We start from the raw sequence: 21,433 nt of genomic DNA, 5'->3' as shown, positions 1-21,433 counted from the left end.
CAGATGGCCGGGATCCGATCCGTCTACCAGCGACCGCTGTCGTCGCTGGACACCATGGGCGAGCAGCTGTCGTTCTACCTGCGCGCCCTGGCCGCGACCCCTCGGTCGGTCAAGCGCTACCCGAAGGAGATCCTGAGGATCCTGGCCGAGGTCACCCTCGGCTCCGGGGCGCTGGCCGTCATCGGCGGCACCGTCGGCGTCATCGCGGCGATGACCTTCTTCACCGGTGCCCAGGTGGGTCTCTCGGGGTACGCCGCGCTCGACCAGATCGGCACCGCGCCGTTCGCGGGCTTCGTGTCGGCCTACTTCAACACCCGCGAGATCGCCCCGCTGGTCGCCGGCATCGCCCTGGCCGCCACGGTGGGCTGCGGCTTCACCGCCCAGCTCGGCGCGATGCGGATCTCCGAGGAGGTCGACGCCCTCGAGGTGATGGCGATCCCCTCGATGCCGTTCCTGGTCACCACCCGCATCGTCGGCGGGCTGATCGCGATCATCCCGCTCTACGTCGTGGGTCTGCTGTCCTCGTACTTCGCCACCCGGCTCACCGTCACGCAGTTCTACGGCCAGAGCGCGGGCACCTACGACTACTACTTCAACCAGTTCCTGCCGCCCGGCGACGTGCTGTGGTCCTTCGGCAAGGTCCTGGTGTTCGCCGTCGTGGTGATCCTGATCCACTGCTACCACGGCTACACCGCCGGCGGCGGGCCCGCAGGTGTGGGCGTCGCGGTCGGCCGCGCCGTGCGGACCAGCATCGTGGCCGTCAACGTGATCGACCTGTTCCTGTCCATGGCCATCTGGGGCACCACCACGACCGTGAGGCTGGCCGGCTGATGACCAAGCTGCTCGCGATGTACAAGACGCTCGGCGTCGCCTTCCTTCTCCTGCTGCTGGCGGCGGCGTACCTGACGTACGGGATCTTCTCCAAGCAGTTCGTCACCTACGAGGAGGTCGCCCTGCAGACCTCCAAGATCGGGCTGCAGCTGCCCGAGCGTGCCGACGTGAAGATCCGCGGCGTGATCGTGGGGGAGGTGCTCGACTTCGAGCCCACCGAGGACGGCGCCGAGGTGACCCTCGGCCTCTACCCCGACCAGGTCGACATCATCCCCGAGAACGTCACCGGCGCGATCCTGCCCAAGACGCTCTTCGGCGAGAAGTACGTCTCGCTCGTCGTGCCCCCCGAGCCGTCGTCGGAGCACATCACCGCCGCCGACACCGTCGAGCAGACCGCGGTGGCCACCGAGGTGGAGGAGGTCCTCAACGACCTCTACCCGCTGCTGCGCACCGTGCAGCCGGCCGAGCTGAACATGACGCTGAACGCCCTGTCCACGGCCCTCGAGGGCCGGGGCGAGCAGGTGGGGGAGACGATCGAGGTCACCGAGGCGTACCTGCGCAAGATCAACCCGGAGATCCCGCTGCTCGTCGAGGACCTCCGGCTGGCCTCGCAGACCTCCGACATCTACGCCGACGTGCTGCCCGAGCTGGGCACCATCCTGGACAACACCGTGATCACCACCGGGACGCTCGAGGACCGCGAGGCCAAGCTCCAGGCGCTGTTCAACGACGTGGCCTCGTTCTCCGACACGACCCGGACCTTCCTGCGCGACAACGGCGACAACCTGGTCCGCTCCGGCGAGCTGGGCGCGGCGTCCTTCCGGGTGCTGGCGAAGTACTCGCCGGAGTTCCCCTGCCTGCTCGGCGGCGTCGTCAACGCCGGCAAGGGCCAGGCCGAGGCGTTCCGCAACTTCACCCTGCACATCGTGCTGGAGACGATCCCCAACCAGCCGCGCGGCTACACCGCCGCCGACCAGCCCCGGCTGGGGGACAAGCGCGGACCCGACTGCCTGAACCTGCCGAACCCCCCGGGGTCCCAGGCGAACCCCTTCGACGACATCCCGAACTTCGACGACGGCGTGGACGAGCCCACCGGCAAGGGCACCACCCGCGTCGCTCCGAGCTACTGGCTGCGCGACGGCATGGGCTTCGCCGGCAGCCGTGAGGAGTCCGACGTGCTCAAGGGCCTGCTCGCGCCCGGCATGGGCGTGCCGACCACCGACGTCCCGGACCTCGGGCCGCTGCTGGTCGCGCCGATGGCGCGCGGCGCGAAGGTGGGGCTGCGGTGAAGCTCTTCGACGCCAAGACCAGCAAGGACTTCGTCCGGCTGATCACCTTCGTGCTGGTCACCAGCCTCCTCACCGGGGTCCTGGTGATCCTGATCGGCAACATCTCCTTCGGCGAGCGCGAGGACTACCGGGCGGTCTTCTCCGACGCCACCGGCGTGGTCAAGGGCGACGACGTCCGCGTCGCCGGCGTGAAGGTCGGCACCGTCGCCGACGTGACGGTGGTCGACCGGGACCTCGCGCTGGTCTCCTTCGACGTCTCCACCGACGTCCCGATGACCGGCCGCACGTTCGCCACGATCCGCTACCGCAACCTGGTCGGCCAGCGCTACATCTCGCTCACCGAGGAGATCGGCGACGACGTCCGGCTCGAGCCCGGCGACACCATCCCGGTCTCGCGCACCGCGCCCGCGCTCGACCTCACGGTGCTGTTCAACGGCTTCAAGCCGCTGTTCAAGGCGCTCTCGCCCGAGGACATCAACCAGCTGTCGTACGAGATCGTGCAGGTCTTCCAGGGCGAGGGCGGGACGCTGGAGAGCCTGCTGGGCCACACCGCGTCGGTCACCAGCACCCTGGCCGACCGCGACGAGGTGATCGGCCAGCTGCTGGAGAACCTGGACTTCGTCCTCGACCACCTCGCCGACCGCGACGAGCAGCTCAGCGACCTGATCCTGTCCTTCCGCCGCCTCGTGGGCGGGCTGAAGGACGACCGCGAGGCCATCCTCGGCTCGCTCGACGGCATCTCGGAGCTCTCGGTCGAGACCGCCGGGCTGGTGAAGGGCATCCGGCCCCCGCTGGTCCAGGACGTCTCGCAGCTGCGCCGCTTCGCCGGCAACATCAACGAGAACAAGGGCGAGCTGGACCGGGCGATGAAGGTGCTGCCGATCAAGCTGAACAAGATCGGCCGGACCGCGACGTACGGGTCCTGGTTCAACTTCTACCTCTGCGACTTCAAGGGCCGCATCGACCTGCCGGTCGTCGACGAGCTCGGTGGCCTGCCGATCGACCTGCCCCAGTCGCTGCCCCTCGAGTACAGCACCAACGCCGAGAGGTGTGACCTCGGATGAGCACCCCGTTCCGCGAGCGCAACCCCGTCATCATCGGGGCGATCAGCCTGACCGCCGTGGCGGGCCTGCTGGTCGCGGGCTTCCGCGCCCAGGACCTGCCCCTGATCGGCGGCGGCGACACCTACTACGCCTCCTTCTCCGAGGCCGGCGGCCTCGAGCCCGGTGACGAGGTCCGCATCGCCGGTGTCCGCGTCGGCCAGGTCGACGAGCTGGTCGTCGAGGAGGGCCGCGTCAAGGCCACCTTCACCATCAAGACCGACTCGGCGTTCGGCACCGACACCGGTGCTGCGATCAAGGTCAAGACCCTGCTCGGCGACATGTTCCTGGCCCTCCAGCCCAGCGGCGAGGGCCAGCTCGACGAGGGCGCCGAGATCCCGCTGGAGCGCACCTCCTCGCCGTACGACGTGGTGGAGGCGTTCGAGGGCCTGTCGGAGACCGTGGACGACGTCGACACCGAGCAGCTCGCCGCGTCGCTGACGACGCTGGCCGACCTCACCCGCAACACGCCCGAGGAGTTCCGCGGCGCATTGGACGGGGTGTCGCGGCTGTCGTCGAACATCGCCGCCCGCGACGACCAGATCCAGTCGCTGCTGGTGAACCTGGAGCGGTTCTCCTCCGTGCTCGACGAGCGGGACGAGGACATCATCGCGCTGATGCGCGACGCCGACGTGCTCTTCCGGGCCCTGGTGGCCCGCCGCGAGCAGATCAACGCCCTGCTGGTCTCGACCTCGACGCTCTCGGAGGAGCTGACCCTGCTGGTGCGCCAGACCCGGGCCGACCTGGAGCCGGCGCTGCGTGAGGTGGACGAGGTGCTCGACGTGCTGAACGCCAACGGTGAGAACCTCGACGAGAGCCTGCGACTGATGGCGCCCTTCTACCGGGTCTTCGCCAACACCCTCGGCAACGGACCCTGGTTCGACACCTACATCGAGAACATCCCGCCGGTGCCGGACCTCGGCAACGGCCTCCCGGTCGGGGGCAACTGATGAACGCGCTGAAGAGGGCCGTCGGGCCCCTGGTCGTGGTCGCCCTCGTGCTCGCCGGTGCGCTGGTGATGCTCGACGGGGACGACCGCAAGAGCGTCACCGCGCTGTTCCCCCGGGCCATCTCGGTCTACGAGGGCAGCGACGTGCGCGTGCTCGGGGTGCCCGTCGGCACCGTCGACACCGTCACCCCCGAGGGGACCGCCGTCCGCGTCGAGATGAGCTACGACTCCGCGACCGACATCCCGGCCGATGCGACCGCGGTGATCGTGGCGCCCTCGATCGTGGGGGACCGGTTCGTGCAGCTCACCCCGCCGTACGGGCGTGAGGGTGCCAGCACCGAGACGCTGGCCGACGGCGCCGAGCTCGGGCTGGACCGCACGTCGGTGCCGATCGAGCTGGACCAGATCTACTCCAGCCTCAACGACCTCTCGGTCGCCCTCGGCCCCGACGGGGCCAACGCGAACGGGGCGCTGACCGACCTGCTCGAGTCGACCGCGGACAACTTCGCCGGTCAGGGGGAGTCGTTCAACCAGACCATCCGCGACTTCAGCACCCTGACCACCACGCTGGACGACAACAAGGAGGAGCTCTTCGGTGCCACCGCGGAGCTCGGTCAGTTCGTCGAGACCCTGGCCGACAACGACCAGACCGTCCGGGACTTCAACCAGTCCCTGGCGCAGGTCTCCTCGGTGCTGTCCGGTGAGCGGGAGGAGCTGCGCGCCGCGCTGTCCAACCTGGCCACCGCGCTGACCGAGGTCGGTCGGTTCGTCCGCGACAACCGCGACATCCTCACCGAGGACATCGCCGGGCTGAACGACGTGGCGAAGATCCTCTCGGACCGGCGGGCCGCGCTCGACGAGGTGCTCGAGGTGGCCCCGGTGGCGCTGAACAACCTCGCCCTGACCTACAACCCCGAGGCCGGCACGCTCGACACCAACGCCAACCTCGGGATGCTCCCGGAGCAGATCCTCAGCGACCCCAGCCGGTTCCTGTGCGGCCTGGTGGAGCCCAACGACCCCACGAACGGCGGGGCCTGCGACGCGATCGAGCTGCTGGTCGACGACATCCTCCAGCAGGGCAACAACCGTGCCCCGTTCCTCGGGGCCGGGACCGGTACGTCCTACGGCGAGCGCTTCGACCCGAGCCTCGGCGGACTGGTGGAGGGCACCCGATGAGCACCCGACGGATCCTGCGGCGCGTGGCGCTCGGCCTGGCCGGCACACTGCTGCTGACCGGCTGCGGCGGCGCCGACTTCGACGTCTACGAGCTGCCCCTGCCCGGTGGCGCCGACGTCGGCGACGACCCGATCACGGTGACCGTCGCCTTCCGCGACGTGCTCGACCTGGTCCCCAAGTCGACGGTCAAGGTCAACGACGTCAACGTCGGCCAGGTCAGCGACGTGCGACTGAAGGGCTTCAGCGCCGAGGTCGACCTCGTGCTGCGCAACGACCTCGACCTGCCCGACAACGCCGTGGCCGAGATCCGCCAGACCAGCCTGCTCGGCGAGAAGTTCGTCGAGCTCGCGCCGCCGCCGGCCGGCGCCAGCGGCGAGCTCGAGGACGGCGAGGACATCCCGCTCTCGCGCACCGGGCGCAACCCCGAGGTCGAGGAGGTGCTGGGCGCGCTCAGCCTGATCCTCAACGGCGGCGGCGTGGGCCAGCTCAAGACGATCACCGTCGAGCTGAACAAGACCCTCGAGGGCCGGGAGGGCACCACCAAGCAGCTGCTCCAGCAGCTGGACTCCTTCATGGGCCAGCTCGACGCCAACAAGGCCGACATCGTCACCGCGATCGAGAAGCTCAACGAGCTCTCGCTGGCCGTGCGCGACCAGCAGCCCAGCATCGACAACGCCCTCGAGCAGCTGCCCAGCGCCCTGGACTCGATCGACCGCCAGCGCGACGACCTGGTCCGGATGCTGACCGCGCTCGAGGACCTCGGCGACGTCGGGGTCGGGGTCATCCGCCGCTCCAAGGCCGTGACCATCGAGACGCTGGAGAACCTCCAGCCGGTGCTCACGCAGCTCGCGAACTCCGGCGACGACTTCGTCAACGCCTTCAACGTGTTCCTGACCTACCCGTTCGTGGACGAGGTCGTCGGGCGCGACCCGCAGGTCGCCCGCAACCTGCACATGGGCGACTACACCAACCTCTCGATCGAGCTCGACCTCGACCTCAGCGACCCGTTGACCGACCCGCCGGACATCCCCGGCATCCCCTGCAACATCATCGGGGACGGCTCCCAGCAGCTCGGTGAGGCGTTGGGCCCGATCTTGGAGCAGATCCAGGAGAACCAGCCGAACCTGCCGCTCGGCGACGCGCTCGAGAAGGCCCTGGCGCAAGCCCTCAAGCAGCTCGACCCCGAGGGAGCCTGCGAGGCGTTGAACGACGTCGTGCAGGACTGCGTGGCCAACGGCCTGAACGAGCAGCTCCCGGAGGCCTGCACCAACCTGCTCTCCGACATCTGCGACGCGGTCTCCGGCACGACCGGTCTCGACCTGCCGTTCTGCGACCAGAACGGCGACCTGCTCCCCGGGGTCCTCGACGACCTCCTCGGTGGTCTGCCTGACCTGCTCGGCGGCGGTGGCGGTGGCCTCCTGGGCGGCGGCAACGGGGGCAACGGCGGCGGCGGCCTCCTGGGCGGCGGCGGCCTCCTCGGCGGCGGCGGTGGCGGCGGCAACGGCGGCGGCCTGCTCGGCGGCGTCCTGGGCAACCGGGCCGCGTTCGGCCCCACCCGTACCGCCCCGGCCACGACGTCCGGCCCGACCCTCGCCCAGCTGGTCGAGGTCTACGACCCCGCCCTGACCACGCTCCTCGTCCCCGGGATGGTGACCCAGTGATCACGCGCCGCACGAAGATGCAGCTGATCGTGTTCGCGATCATCACGATGGTCGGGGTCTCGTTCGTCGGGGCCCGCTACGCCCGGCTGGACCGGATCTTCTACGACGACACCTACACCGTGGTGGCCCACCTCGCGGAGTCCGGCGGCACCTTCGCCGCCGGCGAGGTCACCTACCGCGGCGTCGGCGTCGGGAGCGTCGAGAAGCTCGAGCTGGTCGAGGGCGGTGTCGACGCCTACCTCTCGATCGAGAAGGACTACGACGACATCCCCGCCGACAGCCTCGCCGTGGTCGGCAACCGGTCCGCGGTCGGTGAGCAGTACGTCGAGCTCCAGCCGCAGAGCGACGAGGAGCCGTACCTCGCCGAGGACTCCGAGATCGCCATGGACGACACCCGGACCCCGGTGGCCACCGAGACCCTCCTGGAGAGCATCTCCACCACCGTCGGGTCGGTGGACCGCAAGGCGCTGCGCACGACCGTGCTCGAGCTCGGCACGGCCTTCGCCGGCACCGGGCCTGACCTGCAGCGCATCATCGACTCCGGCAGCTCCTTCCTGGAGACCGCGGACGCGAACTTCGAGACCACCCAGCGGCTGCTGCGCGACGGCAACACCGTGCTCCAGACCCAGGTGGACTCGGAGTCGGCCATCCGGAGCTTCTCCAACGACCTGGAGCTGGTCAGCGACACGCTGGTCGACGCCGACGGCGACCTGCGCCAGATCATCGACACCGGCTCGGGCACCGCGCTGCAGCTGCGCGGCCTGATCGAGGACAACCGGGTCGAGCTCGGCCAGCTGCTCAACCGGCTGGTCACCACGGGCGAGGTCGTCGTGCAGCGCCTCGACGGCATCGAGCAGCTGCTGATCCTCTACCCGTACGTGGTCGAGGGCGGGCTGACCGTCGTGTCCCGCAGCCCCGACACCGGTCTGATGGACGCCCACTTCGGGCTGATCATCACCGACCAGCCGGTCTGCACCCGCGGGTACGAGGGGACGAACAAGCGCACGCCGTTCGAGCGTGCCGACCTGCCGCTGAACACCGAGGCCCGCTGCACCGAGCCCGCGGCCGAGAGCAACGCCCGCGGTGCGCAGAACATCCCGCGCGCCCCGGCCAGCTACGAGGAGCAGGTCGTGGCGTCGTACGACCCCGAGACCGAGCAGGTCGACTGGGACGTCGACGCTGCCGCGCTCGAGGCCGGCGAGCCGGGTAGCGTGGCTCCGAGATCACTCGGAAAGGACTCGTGGAAGTGGTTGTACCTCCAGCCCCTGGCCTCGGGTCGGGAGTGACGGCGCGGCAGGTGCCCGCCCGCGCTCGTGGGCTCGTCCTCGGCGTTCTCGTGCTGCTCCTCGTGCTGGCGCTGGCGGTGCTCGCGGTCGCCTTCACCCAGCGCACCAGCGGGGCCGACGGCTCGTTGACCGAGCGGGCCGGGGCCCTGGTGTCCGGGGACGACCCGAGCCAGGCCGAGCGCGAGGTCGTGATGAGCCAGGCCCGCCAGTTCATGCTGCGGATCAACACCTACGGTCCCGACCTGCTCGCCGAGAACGGGACGATGCCCGACTACCGCACCGGGGTCGAAGAGGTGATCTCGCCGAAGTTCCAGGCCTCCTTCGAGCAGGGCGTGGTCGCCGCCGAGCAGACCGTCTCCGGCGCGGGCCTGGCACGGACCACTGAGGTCTTCGCCACCGGTGTCAGCTCCCTGGACACCGACTCCGCCCGGGTGCTGGTCGCCGGGTCCTTCATCAACTCCTACCCGGCGAGCGCCGGGCGCGGCGCCGACGTCCAGGACGCCGAGCGCGTCGAGGACGAGCCGGCGCCGTTCCGGGTCGAGGTGGCGCTGGTGCGCACCGGCGGTCAGTGGCTGGTCGACGACTTCGTGCCGGTGACCGGCGAGGCCTCCGAGGCACCGCAGCCGGTGCCCTCCGAGGTGCCGACCGAGATCCCGGGCGGCGGCGGCAACGGCGGCAACGGCGGCGGCAACGGCGGCGGCAACGGCAGCGGCGGCGGCAACGGCGGGGGAGCCCGATGAGCCCCACCTGGTACGACGTCCTCGGCGTCGAGCGCGACGCCACGCCGGACGAGGTGCGCGCCGCCTGGCGTCGCAGCATCGCCGACCTCGACCCCTCCGACCGCAGGTTCCGCTCCGCCAACGAGGCCGCCGAGGTGCTCCTCGACGCCGACCGGCGCCGGGCCTACGACGCCACGTTGCCCGCCGAGGAGCCCGAGCCGGCCCCGGAGCCGGTCGTGGTGCCGGCCCCGGTCGCGCCGCGGTCCGACGACCGCCCGGTGACGGATGAGAAGACGTCGGCCACGGGGGAGAAGAGCCCGGCCGGCCGGTCCGGACGGCGGCTGCCGGTGCTGCTGCTCGCGGTGGCCGGCGTGGTGACGCTGGCGCTGGTGGTCCTGGCCGCCGTGGTGTGGTTCCGCCCGCACGTCGACCCCGACGACGTGGGCGCCGCCCAGTCCGCGGCCGAGCAGGCGATCGTCCCGGTGCTGTCCTACGACTACCGCGAGCTCGACGAGGACGCCGAGGCGGCCCGGTCGTACCTGACCGAGGACTACCAGGAGGAGTACACCCAGCTCTTCACGGTGATCTCCGACAACGCCCCGCGCACCGAGGCCGTCGTCCGCGCCGAGGTCATCGCCTCCTCGGTGGTGCGCACCTCCCCGGACGCCGTCGAGGTCCTCCTCTTCGTCAACCGGCCGACCACGAACAAGCAGGTCACCGAGCCCGTGGTCTACCGCGACCAGGTCACCGTCACGATGGTCCGCGACGACGACGGCTGGCTCGTGGACCGGCTGCAGACCACGCCCGCCCCGGAGTAGCGCCCCCCGCCCCGCCCCGCCCCGCGGCCCCCGGTCCGTCCACGACCCGCCCCTCAGGTGCTTGACCTGCAGCCCGGAGGGGGAGCATGATCGGCCCACGCCCCGGGGTCAGGCGCGGACCGTCTTGTCACGCGCCGCTGGGGGATGTATCGTGGCGCATTGCGCCTGCCCTCAGATGCTCTCCGCTCTGTCCGGATGACCGGAGCAGTGGTCGGTCGGCGCCGCCAACCGACGACCCTCTCGAAGGACTCCTCTTGGCCGCGCGCAGCACCACCGCTTCCTCCCACCCCCGTCGCATCTCGTTCGCGAAGATCGACGAGCCGCTCGAGCTCCCGCAGCTCCTGGCCCTGCAGACCGACAGCTTCGACTGGCTGATCGGCAACGAGGCCTGGGACGCCCGCGTCGAGCAGCGCCTGGCCGAGGGCCAGGACTCGTCCCGCAAGTCGGGGCTCCAGGAGATCTTCGAGGAGATCTCGCCGATCGAGGACTTCTCCGAGACGATGTCGCTCTCGTTCGAGAACCCGGTCTTCTACGACCCCAAGTACACCGTGGACGAGTGCAAGGAGAAGGACTTCACCTACTCCGCGCCCCTCTACGTGTCGGCGGAGTTCACCAACAACGACACCGGTGAGATCAAGGGCCAGACGGTCTTCATGGGCGACTTCCCCCTGATGACCGACAAGGGCACCTTCGTCATCAACGGCACCGAGCGCGTCGTCGTCTCCCAGCTCGTCCGCAGCCCGGGCGTCTACTTCGAGCGGTCTGCCGACAAGACGTCCGACAAGGACATCTACACCTCGCGCCTGATCCCCTCGCGCGGCGCCTGGCTCGAGTTCGAGATCGACAAGCGCGACCTCGTCGGGGTGCGCCTGGACCGCAAGCGCAAGCAGAACGTCACCGTCCTGCTCAAGGCCCTGCAGGCCGTCGCCGAGGACACCGGCGAGGAGTACGACTACGAGGCCGTGATGGCCGAGCTGCGCGGGTACGAGTCGATCCAGCTGACCGAGGAGAAGGACCACACCCAGGGTCCCGACGACGCGCTGCTCGACATCTACCGCAAGCTGCGCCCGGGCGAGCCGCCCACCCGTGAGGCCGCGCTGACGCTGTTGAAGAACTACTACTTCAACCCCAAGCGCTACGACCTGGCCAAGGTCGGTCGCTACAAGATCAACAAGAAGCTCGGCCTGGTCGAGGCCTTCGACAAGCAGACGCTGACCATCAGCGACGTCGTCAACACCATCCGCTACATCGTGGCGCTGCACGACGGCAAGGCCGACGTCGAGGCCCCCCAGGGCACCTGGGAGATCGCCTCCGACGACATCGACCACTTCGGCAACCGCCGGATGCGCACCGTCGGCGAGCTCATCCAGAACCAGCTCCGTACGGGCCTGGCCCGCATGGAGCGCGTGGTCCGCGAGCGGATGACCACCCAGGACGTCGAGGCCATCACGCCGCAGTCGCTGATCAACATCCGTCCGGTCGTGGCCGCGCTGAAGGAGTTCTTCGGGACCTCGCAGCTCAGCCAGTTCATGGACCAGACCAACCCGATCGCCGGCCTGACGCACAAGCGTCGCCTCTCCGCGCTCGGCCCCGGTGGTCTCTCGCGCGACCGCGCCGGCATGGAGGTCCGCGACGTCCACCACAGCCACTACGGCCGGATGTGCCCGATCGAGACCCCGGAGGGCCCGAACATCGGCCTGATCGGGTCGCTGGCCTCCTTCGGTCGGATCAACCCGTTCGGCTTCGTCGAGACGCCGTACCGCAAGGTCGTCGAGGGTCGGGTCACCGACCAGATCGACTACCTGACCGCCGACGACGAGGACCACTTCGTCATCGCGCAGGCCAACGCGGCCATCGACGAGAACGGCACCTTCACCAATGAGCGCGTGCTGGTCCGCCAGCGCGACGGCGAGGTCTCCGAGCTGCTGGCCGGCGAGGTCGACTACATGGACGTCTCGCCGCGCCAGATGGTGTCGGTCGCGACCGCGCTGATCCCGTTCCTCGAGCACGACGACGCCAACCGTGCGCTCATGGGCGCCAACATGCAGCGTCAGGCCGTCCCGCTGATCCGCAGCGACAGCCCGATCGTCGGCACCGGCATCGAGTTCCGCGCCGCGGTCGACGCCGGCGACGTCGTCACCGCGCTCAAGCCCGGCGTGGTCAAGGAGGTCTCGGCCGACCTGGTCGAGACCCTCAACGACGACGGCACGTACTCCAGCTACCGGCTCTCGAAGTTCAAGCGCTCCAACCAGGGCACCTGCATCAACCAGCGCCCCCTGGTGGCCGAGGGCGACCGCCTCGAGTTCGGCACCCCCGTGGCCGACGGCCCGTGCACCGACGACGCCGAGATGGCGCTGGGCACGAACCTGCTGGTCGCGTTCATGCCGTGGCAGGGCCACAACTACGAGGACGCGATCATCCTCTCCCAGCGCCTGGTGCAGGAGGACGTCCTCACCTCGATCCACATCGAGGAGCACGAGGTCGACGCCCGCGACACCAAGCTGGGCCCCGAGGAGATCACCCGGGACATCCCGAACGTCTCCGAGGAGGGTCTGGCCGACCTCGACGAGCGCGGCATCATCCGCATCGGCGCCGAGGTCACGACCGGGGACATCCTGGTCGGCAAGGTCACGCCCAAGGGCGAGACCGAGCTCACCCCCGAGGAGCGCCTGCTCCGCGCGATCTTCGGTGAGAAGGCGCGCGAGGTGCGCGACACCTCGATGAAGGTCCCCCACGGCGAGTCCGGCACCGTCATCGGCGTCCGGGTCTTCGACCGCGAGGAGGGCGACGAGCTGCCCCCGGGCGTGAACCAGCTGGTCCGCGTCTACGTCGCGCAGAAGCGCAAGATCTCGGTCGGCGACAAGCTCGCCGGGCGCCACGGCAACAAGGGCGTCATCGCCAAGATCCTGCCGGTCGAGGACATGCCGTTCATGGAGGACGGCACCCCGGTCGACGTCGTGCTGAACCCGCTCGGCGTCCCGCGCCGGATGAACGTCGGCCAGATCCTCGAGCTGCACCTGGGCTGGCTGGCCAAGCAGGGCTGGGACCTCAACCTGTCCGACGACCCCGCCGACGCCGACTGGAAGCAGCGCCTGACGCGGATCAACGCCGCCCAGGCCCCGGGCAACTCGAAGGTCGCCACCCCGGTCTTCGACGGTGCGCGCGAGGACGAGATCACCGGGCTGCTCGGGTCGACCACCCCGAACCGCGACGGTGTGCGGATGATCAACGAGACCGGCAAGGCCGACCTGTTCGACGGCCGCTCCGGCGAGCCGTTCGCGGACCCGGTCTCGGTGGGCTACATGTACATCCTGAAGCTCCACCACCTCGTCGACGACAAGATCCACGCGCGCTCGACGGGCCCGTACTCGATGATCACGCAGCAGCCCCTGGGCGGTAAGGCCCAGTTCGGCGGCCAGCGGTTCGGCGAGATGGAGGTCTGGGCGATGGAGGCGTACGGCGCCGCGTACGCCCTGCAGGAGCTGCTGACGATCAAGTCCGACGACGTGCCCGGTCGCGTGAAGGTCTACGAGGCCATCGTCAAGGGCGAGAACATCCCGGACTCGGGCATCCCCGAGTCGTTCAAGGTGCTCGTCAAGGAGATGCAGTCGCTGTGCCTCAACGTGGAGGTGCTGTCCCAGGACGGCACGGCCATCGAGATGCGCGACGCGGAGGACGACGTCTTCCGTGCAGCCGAGGAGCTCGGCATCGACCTCTCCCGGCGCGAGCCCAACACGGTCGAAGAGGTGTGACGGCCCGCGTCCGCCGGCCCTCGCGGCCGGCGGACGCGGCCTGACGCCCCCCACCCAGCTTTTTCTCAAGAACAACTGAAGGGTTGCAGCCATCGTGCTCGACGTGAACTTCTTCGACCAGCTCCAGATCGGCCTTGCCACCGCGGAAGACATCCGCGGCTGGAGCCACGGTGAGGTCAAGAAGCCTGAGACCATCAACTACCGCACGCTCAAGCCCGAGCGTGACGGCCTCTTCTGCGAGAAGATCTTCGGTCCCACCCGGGACTGGGAGTGCTACTGCGGCAAGTACAAGCGCGTGCGCTTCAAGGGCATCATCTGCGAGCGCTGCGGCGTCGAGGTGACCCGCTCCAAGGTGCGTCGCGAGCGGATGGGCCACATCGAGCTCGCCGCTCCCGTGACCCACATCTGGTACTTCAAGGGTGTCCCGAGCCGCCTGGGCTACCTGCTCGACCTGGCCCCGAAGGACCTCGAGAAGGTCATCTACTTCGCGGCCTACATGATCACCTCCGTCGACGAGGACGCGCGGCACCGCGACCTGTCCGAGCTCGAGGGCAAGGTCGGCCTCGAGCGCGAGCGGCTCGAGAAGCGTCGCGACGGCATGATCGAGGACCGCGCCCGCAAGCTCGAGGAGGACCTCGCGGCCCTGGAGGCCGAGGGGGCCAAGGCCGACCAGCGCCGCAAGGTCAAGGACGGCGCCGAGCGCGAGATGGCGCAGCTGCGCAAGCGCTCGGAGAACGAGATCGCGCGCCTCGACGAGGTCTGGAACACCTTCAAGTCGCTGAAGATCCAGGACCTCATGGGCGACGAGATGCTCTACCGCGAGATGAAGAACTGGTTCGGCAAGTACTTCGAGGGCTTCATGGGCGCCACGGCGATCCAGAAGCGCCTGCAGAACTTCGACATCGAGGCCGAGGTGGAGTCGCTGCGCGACACCATCGCCAACGGCAAGGGCCAGCGCAAGGTGCGTGCGCTCAAGCGCCTCAAGGTGGTCGACGCGTTCCGCAAGACCGGCAACAAGCCCGAGGGCATGGTCCTCGACGCCGTGCCGGTCATCCCGCCGGACCTGCGTCCGATGGTGCAGCTGGACGGTGGCCGCTTCGCGACCTCCGACCTCAACGACCTGTACCGCCGCGTGATCAACCGCAACAACCGTCTCAAGCGCCTGCTCGACCTCGGCGCGCCCGAGATCATCGTCAACAACGAGAAGCGGATGCTCCAGGAGGCCGTCGACTCGCTGTTCGACAACGGTCGCCGCGGTCGTCCGGTCACCGGCCCGGGCAACCGGCCGCTGAAGTCGCTGTCCGACATGCTCAAGGGCAAGCAGGGGCGCTTCCGCCAGAACCTGCTCGGCAAGCGCGTGGACTACTCCGGTCGTTCGGTCATCGTCTCGGGCCCGCAGCTGAAGCTCCACCAGTGCGGCCTGCCCAAGCAGATGGCCCTCGAGCTCTTCAAGCCCTTCGTGATGAAGCGCCTCGTGGACCTCTCCCACGCGCAGAACATCAAGTCCGCCAAGCGGATGGTCGAGCGCTCGCGCCCGGTCGTCTGGGACGTGCTCGAGGAGGTCATCACCGAGCACCCGGTCCTGCTGAACCGGGCGCCCACGCTGCACCGCCTCGGCATCCAGGCCTTCGAGCCGCAGCTGATCGAGGGCAAGGCCATCCAGATCCACCCCCTGGTCTGCACCGCGTTCAACGCCGACTTCGACGGTGACCAGATGGCGGTGCACCTGCCGCTGTCGGCCGAGGCCCAGGCCGAGGCCCGGATCCTGATGCTGTCGACGAACAACATCCTCAAGCCCTCGGACGGCCGTCCGGTGACCATGCCTACCCAGGACATGATCATCGGCCTGTTCTTCCTCACCACCGACCGTGACGGTCAGCCGGGCGAGGGCCGGGCGTTCGCGAGCCCGGCCGAGGCGATCATGGCCTTCGACCAGGGCGCGATCAGCCTGCAGAGCGTCGTCAAGATCCGTTTCGACGACATCGTCCCGCCGCTGGAGGAGGGCGCCGACCCCGACGCCGTCCGCTCGATGACCCTCGAGACCACGCTGGGCCGCGCGCTGTTCAACGACACGCTCCCGGCCGACTACCCCTTCGTGAACTACGAGGTGGGCAAGAAGGCCCTCGGCGCGATCGTCAACGACCTCGCCGAGCGCTACTCCAAGGTCGAGGTCGCCGCCTCGCTCGACGCGCTGAAGGAGGCCGGCTTCACCTGGGCGACCCAGTCCGGGGTCACCGTCTCCATCGACGACGTCACGCAGCCGGCCGACAAGGCGGAGATCCTGGCCTCGTTCGAGGCCGACGCCGCCAAGGTGCAGAAGCAGTACGAGCGCGGCTTGGTCACCGACGACGAGCGCCGTCAGGAGCTCATCGAGATCTGGACCGAGGCCTCGCGCAAGGTCGGTGAGGCGATGGAGAACGCCTACGACCGCACCAACCCGATCTTCATGATGATCGACTCGGGTGCCTCGGGAAACATGAACCAGATCCGTCAGGTCGGCGCCATGCGTGGCCTGGTGGCCAACCCCAAGGGCGAGATCATCCCGCGGCCGATCAAGGCGAACTTCCGCGAGGGCCTGTCCGTGCTGGAGTACTTCATCTCCACCCACGGTGCCCGCAAGGGCATGGCCGACACGGCGCTGCGCACGGCCGACTCGGGCTACCTGACGCGTCGACTCGTCGACGTCTCGCAGGACGTGATCATCCGCGAGGACGACTGCGGCACCGAGCGCGGTCTGCCCAAGGTGATCGGTGAGCGTCTCGACGACGGCAACGTGGTCAAGCACGAGAACGCCGAGACCGCGGCGTACGCCCGGTCCGCGGCGATCGAGGTCACCCACCCCGAGACCGGCGCCGTGCTGGTCGAGGCCGGCGGCGACCTGGGCGACGTGAAGATCGGCGAGCTCATCGGCGCCGGCATCGAGCAGGTCAAGGTCCGCTCCGTGCTGACCTGCGACGCCCGTACCGGCACCTGCGCCAAGTGCTACGGCCGCTCGCTGGCCACCGGCAAGCTCGTCGACATCGGCGAGGCCGTCGGCATCATCGCGGCCCAGTCGATCGGTGAGCCGGGCACGCAGCTGACCATGCGTACCTTCCACACCGGTGGTGTGGCCTCGGCCGAGGACATCACGCAGGGTCTGCCCCGCGTGGTCGAGCTCTTCGAGGCCCGCTCGCCCAAGGGTCGCTCGCCGATCGCCGAGGCCGCCGGCCGCGTCGAGATCGAGGAGACCGACAAGTCGCGCAAGGTGGTCATCACCCCCGACGACGGCTCGGAGGTGCAGGAGTACCCCGTGTCGAAGCGTTCGCGCCTGCTCGTCGAGGACGGCGGTCGCGTCGAGGTCGGTCAGATGATCATCCTCGGCACGCCCGACCCGCAGGACATGCTGCGGATCCTGGGTGTGCGCAAGGCGCAGGAGCACCTGGTGCACGAGGTGCAGCAGGTGTACCGCTCGCAGGGCGTGTCGATCCACGACAAGCACATCGAGATCATCGTGCGCCAGATGCTGCGTCGCGTCACGGTCATCGAGTCGGGGGACACCAACCTGCTGCCCTCCGACCTCACCGACCGCGTCATCTTCGAGGAGGAGAACCGTCGCGTCGTCTCCGAGGGCGGCAAGCCGGCCTCGGGTCGACCGGTGCTGATGGGCATCACGAAGGCCTCGCTGGCCACCGAGTCGTGGCTCTCGGCCGCCTCCTTCCAGGAGACGACCCGCGTCCTGACCGACGCGGCGATCCACGGCCGCTCGGACTCGCTGCGCGGTCTGAAGGAGAACGTCATCATCGGCAAGCTGATCCCCGCCGGTACCGGTCTCGAGCGCTACCGCAACGTGCGCGTCGAGCCCACCGAGGAGGCCCGCGCCGCGGCCTACTCGGTCACCGGCTACGACAGCTACGACTACGAGTTCGGGGGCAACGGCCAGGCCGTCGCCCTGGACGACTTCGACTTCGGGTCGTACCAGAACTAGCAGTCCCGCAGCACCCGCACGACCCGCACGACCAGCACGACCGCAGCACCCGGACCCCCGTCACCCGCACCAGGGTGGCGGGGGTCCGCTGCGTCCCGCCGAGATGACGCTCGCGGACAGCCCAGATGACGCTCGCGGCGCCTCGAGATGACGCTCGCGGTCACACCGGCACCCGTCCGGCGTACGTGCGCCGGCCGGTCACCGCACCCGTGGGCGGGCCCGGCGCGCCGCAACCGTCACCTCGAGGCGCCGGAACCGTCACCTCGAGGCGCCGGAACCGTCATCTCGGCTGTCCGCGAGCGTCATCTCGGCTGGGCGGCGCGGTGGCGGGCGGCGAGGGCGACGTACGTCGCCGCGTTCTCGCGCACGCCGTCGACCTGGGCGTCGTCGAGCTCGCCGCGCACCTTGGCCGGCAGGCCGAGCACCAGCGAGCGGGGCGGGACCTGCATGCCCTGGGGCACGCAGGCGCCGGCGCCGACGACGCTGCCGGCGCCGACCCGGGCGCCGTTCATCACGATCGCGCCCATCCCGACCAGCACGTCGTCCTCGATCGTGCAGCCGTGCAGCACCGCGCGGTGGCCGATCGAGACGCCGTCGCCGACGGTCAACGGGAAGCCCGGGTCGGCGTGCAGGACCGAGCCGTCCTGGACGTTGCTGCGGGCGCCGATGCTGATCCGCTCGGCATCACCACGCACGACGACGGCGTACCAGATCCCGCTGTCGGGCCCGACGGTCACGTCGCCGGCCACCACCGCCCCGGGGGCGAGGAACGCGTTCGGGTCGAGGGCGGGGCTGAGGTCGCCGAGGGACAGCACGAGGGGGTCGGTCACGACCGGGACGCTACCGAGAGGGCGTTGGGCGTGCCTGAGAGACTGGGGGCGTGAACCTCCCCGCGCAGACCGACGTCCTCGTGGTGGGCGCCGGCCCCGCCGGGTCGGCGGCGGCCGCCTGGGCCGCGCAGGGCGGCGCCGACGTCGTCCTGGCCGACGCTGCGGTCTTCCCCCGCGACAAGACCTGCGGCGACGGCCTGACCCCCCGCGCCGTGCACGAGCTGGGGCGCCTCGGCCTCGAGGACTGGCTCGCCGCCCGCGCCACCAGCAAGGGCCTGCGGGCCCACGGCTTCGGCCAGGTCCTCCACCTGCCCTGGCCCGGCGGCACGCTGCCGGACTGGGGGAGCGCGGTGCCGCGCACCGAGCTCGACGACCACCTGCGCACGACCGCGGTCAAGGCCGGCGCCCGCGCCGTCGACGGGGTGAAGGCCGTCGACGTGCGCCGCGACGGCGACAAGGTCACCCACGTCGTGTTCAAGCGTGGGTCCGAGACCCACGAGGTGGCCTGCCGCCGGCTCGTGGTCGCCGACGGGGTCCGCTCGGGGCTCGGCAAGGTGCTCGGCCGGGAGTGGCACCGCGAGACGGTCTACGGCGTGGCGGGGAGGGCGTACGTCTCCTCCACGCGCAGCGACGACCCCTGGATCTCCTCCCACCTCGAGCTGCGCGGCACCGAGGGCGAGATCCTGTCCGGGTACGGCTGGATCTTCCCGCTGGGCAAGGACGCCGGCGAGGTCAACGTCGGTGTCGGCACCCTGGCCACCTCGAAGCGTCCCGCGAACATCGCGCTGAAGCCGCTGATGGAGTTCTACGCCGACCAGCGCCGCGAGGAGTTCGAGCTGGAGGGCGACCTGCGCGCCCCCACCAGCGCCCTGCTCCCGATGGGCGGCGCCGTGTCCGGGGTCGCCGGGCGCAACTGGGCGCTCGTCGGCGACGCCGCCGGCTGCGTGAACCCGCTCAACGGCGAGGGGATCGACTACGGCCTCGAGACCGGCCGCCTGGTCGCCGAGATGATGCTCGAGGGCCGCGATGCGGACCTGTCCCGGTCCTGGCCGGTCGTGCTGCGCCAGCAGTACGGCGAGGCGTTCTCGATCGCCCGCCGGATGGCCGGGCTGGTGACCGTCCCGCGGCTGCTCCCCGCGCTCGGCCCGGTCGGGATGCGCTCGGACCTGCTGATGACGCTCGCCCTGCGCTGGATGGGCAACCTGGTCACCGACGAGGACCGCGACACCGCGGCGCGGGTCTGGCGCTGGGCCGGCCGCCGCTCGCTCGCGGTGGACCACCGCCCGCCGTTCACGTGAGTGCTCGCCCGACCCGTCCGTCGCGGCGCGAGCCGGTCTACGCCGGCGCCGTCGGCCTCGGTCACGTGCTGCTCGGCGGCCTCGACCTCACCGTGCGCGGTGGTGGAGCCGGTCACGTCCCGCCGAGCGGCCCGGTCGTCCTGGCCGCCAACCACGTCTCCTTCCCGGACTTCCTGCTGATCGGGCGGGCCCTGCTGGCCACCGGCCGTCGCGTCCGCTTCCTGTGCCGGCACGACGTCTGGAAGGTCCGGGCGGTCGGGCGGGCGATGGACGCGATGGGCCACGTCCCGGTCGACCGCGAGGCGCCGGCGGCGGCGTACCTGCAGGCGCGCGCCCACCTGCGCGCCGGCGAGGTGGTCTGCGTCTTCCCCGAGGCCGGGATCTCCGCGGCGTACGTCGTCCGCGCCCTGATGCCCGGCGCCGCGGCCCTGGCCCGCGAGACCGGCGCCCCGCTCGTGCCGGTCTCGGTCTGGGGCGGGCAGCGGCTGTGGCCGCAGAAGCACAGCGCCGAGGACCCGTTCCCACGGCCCACGCCGCAGCGCGGGCGCCTGGTCGACGTGCGGGTCGGGCGCGCCGAGCAGGTCGCACCCGACGCCGACCTCGTGGCGACCACCCGGGCGCTCGGCCACCGCCTCCACGACGGGCTGGAGGCGCTCCAGCGGCTCCCCGAGCACCGCCCGCTGCCCGGCGAACCGGCGCCCTGGCACCCCGCCCACCTCGGCGGCGACGCCCTGGACCGGGCGACGTCGTTGGCCCGGGACCCGGTGCTGCGCTCGGCGGTCCTGCCCACGTGGGGCCCGGGCGTCGCGACCACCGCAGCCACCACCGCAGCCACCGCCGCGGCGGTCCGGTGAGCCCGCCGCGCTGGCAGCGCTGGGGTGCGTACGCGGTCGTCCTCCGCGACGGCGAGGTCCTGCTCAGCCGCCTGGCGCCCCGGATCAGCGAGACCGAGCTGTGGACGCTGCCCGGCGGCGGGATCGACCACGGGGAGGACCCGCGCGACGCGGTCGTCCGGGAGGTCCACGAGGAGACCGGGCTCGACGTCGAGGTCGGCCCGACCGCGCGCACCTACTCCTGGCACCAGCCCGAGCGGGTGTGGGACGGCGCGGTGCGCGACGCCCACGGCGTCCGGCTGGTCTACGAGGGCTGGGCGGCCAAGGACGCCCCCGCCCCGCGGGTCGTCGAGGTCGACGGGTCCACCGTCGACGCGGCCTGGCACCCCCTCGACCGGGTGCTCGACGGCACCCTGCCCACCACGGCCCTGGTCACCGAGGCGCTCGCCGAGCACCGCCCGACCCGCCTGCAGCGGCTGGCGGCGTACGCCGTCCTGGTCCGCGACGAGCCCGAACCGGCGCTCCTGCTGACCGAGGTCTCGGCCCGCGGGTTCCACGCGGGCTCCTGGACCCTGCCCGGCGGCGGCGTCGACCACGGGGAGCCGCCGCGCGACGCGCTGCGCCGCGAGGTGCTCGAGGAGTGCGGGCTCGAGGTGGAGGTCGGCCGGGTCCTGGACGTGCACGACGTCCACCTGCGCGGGACGGCCCCGAGCGGGCGCGACGAGGACTTCCACGGCGTCCACCTGCTCTTCGCCACGACCACCCGCGACCCCGCCGCCGAGCCCCGGGTGACCGAGGTCGGCGGCACCACCTCGCGGGCGGCCTGGGTGCCGCTGCGCGAGCTCACCGGGCCGGACCCGCGCCCGGTGCTCGACGTGGTGAGGGTCGCCCTGGTCGCGGTGGGGGATGAGCCCCCCGGTCGGTAGG

15 protein-coding genes are annotated in these 21,433 nt (G+C 70.7%); 14 read left to right on the top strand and 1 reads right to left on the bottom strand.

Annotated elements, in window-relative coordinates; all coding sequences use genetic code 11:
• Window positions 1-3 precede the first annotated feature (3 nt).
• From GV155_RS16510 to GV155_RS16460, 11 genes are all read left to right on the top strand, one after another.
• On the top strand, window positions 4-831 hold the full coding sequence (locus GV155_RS16510; RefSeq protein ID WP_160009725.1) for an MlaE family ABC transporter permease: 828 nt from the start codon (window positions 4-6) through the stop codon (window positions 829-831).
• Window positions 831-2,120 (top strand): MCE family protein, encoded by a 1,290-nt coding sequence (locus GV155_RS16505; RefSeq protein WP_160009723.1) that lies wholly within the window; start codon window positions 831-833, stop codon window positions 2,118-2,120. Before GV155_RS16510 ends, GV155_RS16505 begins: the two co-directional genes overlap by 1 nt.
• A complete protein-coding gene (locus GV155_RS16500) occupies window positions 2,117-3,184 on the top strand; it encodes an MCE family protein (RefSeq protein ID WP_160009721.1) in 1,068 nt (355 codons plus the stop codon). Before GV155_RS16505 ends, GV155_RS16500 begins: the two co-directional genes overlap by 4 nt.
• Window positions 3,181-4,170, top strand: coding sequence for an MCE family protein (locus GV155_RS16495; RefSeq protein ID WP_160009719.1), 990 nt, complete (start codon window positions 3,181-3,183; stop codon window positions 4,168-4,170). The genes GV155_RS16500 and GV155_RS16495 overlap by 4 nt, the downstream gene beginning before the upstream one ends.
• Window positions 4,170-5,345 (top strand): MCE family protein, encoded by a 1,176-nt coding sequence (locus GV155_RS16490; protein WP_201300211.1) that lies wholly within the window; start codon window positions 4,170-4,172, stop codon window positions 5,343-5,345. The genes GV155_RS16495 and GV155_RS16490 overlap by 1 nt, the downstream gene beginning before the upstream one ends.
• Window positions 5,342-7,006, top strand: a complete 1,665-nt coding sequence (locus GV155_RS16485) for an MCE family protein (protein ID WP_160009717.1) — start codon at window positions 5,342-5,344, stop codon at window positions 7,004-7,006. The genes GV155_RS16490 and GV155_RS16485 overlap by 4 nt, the downstream gene beginning before the upstream one ends.
• The gene (locus tag GV155_RS16480) at window positions 7,003-8,292 is read left to right on the top strand and encodes an MCE family protein (protein WP_160009715.1); all 1,290 of its coding nucleotides are present in this window, start codon (window positions 7,003-7,005) and stop codon (window positions 8,290-8,292) included. The genes GV155_RS16485 and GV155_RS16480 overlap by 4 nt, the downstream gene beginning before the upstream one ends.
• Window positions 8,293-8,303: 11 nt before the next feature.
• Window positions 8,304-9,032: a hypothetical protein gene (locus GV155_RS16475; RefSeq protein ID WP_160009713.1), complete on the top strand. Its 729-nt coding sequence runs from the start codon at window positions 8,304-8,306 to the stop codon at window positions 9,030-9,032.
• Window positions 9,029-9,829 carry a J domain-containing protein gene (locus GV155_RS16470; protein ID WP_160009711.1) on the top strand — a complete coding sequence of 267 codons (801 nt, stop codon included), beginning with the start codon at window positions 9,029-9,031 and terminating at the stop codon, window positions 9,827-9,829. The genes GV155_RS16475 and GV155_RS16470 overlap by 4 nt, the downstream gene beginning before the upstream one ends.
• 254 nt (window positions 9,830-10,083) lie before the next feature.
• Window positions 10,084-13,581: a DNA-directed RNA polymerase subunit beta gene (gene rpoB, locus GV155_RS16465; RefSeq protein ID WP_160009709.1), complete on the top strand. Its 3,498-nt coding sequence runs from the start codon at window positions 10,084-10,086 to the stop codon at window positions 13,579-13,581.
• A gap of 94 nt (window positions 13,582-13,675) precedes the next feature.
• On the top strand, window positions 13,676-17,545 hold the full coding sequence (locus GV155_RS16460) for a DNA-directed RNA polymerase subunit beta' (protein ID WP_160009707.1): 3,870 nt from the start codon (window positions 13,676-13,678) through the stop codon (window positions 17,543-17,545).
• A 302-nt stretch (window positions 17,546-17,847) separates the two neighbouring features.
• Here the strand turns inward: GV155_RS16460 and GV155_RS16455 are convergent, their stop codons facing one another.
• On the bottom strand, window positions 17,848-18,375 hold the full coding sequence (locus tag GV155_RS16455) for a gamma carbonic anhydrase family protein (RefSeq protein WP_160009705.1): 528 nt from the start codon (window positions 18,373-18,375) through the stop codon (window positions 17,848-17,850).
• Window positions 18,376-18,425: 50 nt separating this feature from the next.
• Between GV155_RS16455 and GV155_RS16450 the strand changes: the two genes are divergently transcribed.
• Genes GV155_RS16450 through GV155_RS21045 form a run of 3 tightly spaced genes read left to right on the top strand, consistent with a single transcriptional unit; the run spans window position 18,426 to window position 21,432 of the window.
• On the top strand, window positions 18,426-19,673 hold the full coding sequence (locus tag GV155_RS16450) for a geranylgeranyl reductase family protein (protein ID WP_160009703.1): 1,248 nt from the start codon (window positions 18,426-18,428) through the stop codon (window positions 19,671-19,673).
• Window positions 19,670-20,527: a lysophospholipid acyltransferase family protein gene (locus GV155_RS16445; protein ID WP_160009701.1), complete on the top strand. Its 858-nt coding sequence runs from the start codon at window positions 19,670-19,672 to the stop codon at window positions 20,525-20,527. The genes GV155_RS16450 and GV155_RS16445 overlap by 4 nt, the downstream gene beginning before the upstream one ends.
• The gene (locus GV155_RS21045) at window positions 20,524-21,432 is read left to right on the top strand and encodes an NUDIX hydrolase (protein ID WP_160009699.1); all 909 of its coding nucleotides are present in this window, start codon (window positions 20,524-20,526) and stop codon (window positions 21,430-21,432) included. The genes GV155_RS16445 and GV155_RS21045 overlap by 4 nt, the downstream gene beginning before the upstream one ends.
• The last annotated feature ends 1 nt before the right edge of the window (window position 21,433 follow it).

The organism is Nocardioides sp. AX2bis (assembly GCF_902506435.1).
Classification (GTDB): Bacteria; Actinomycetota; Actinomycetes; order Propionibacteriales; family Nocardioidaceae; genus Nocardioides.
Note: the sequence above shows the minus strand (reverse complement) of the source record. Positions and strands in the feature narration are given on the sequence as shown.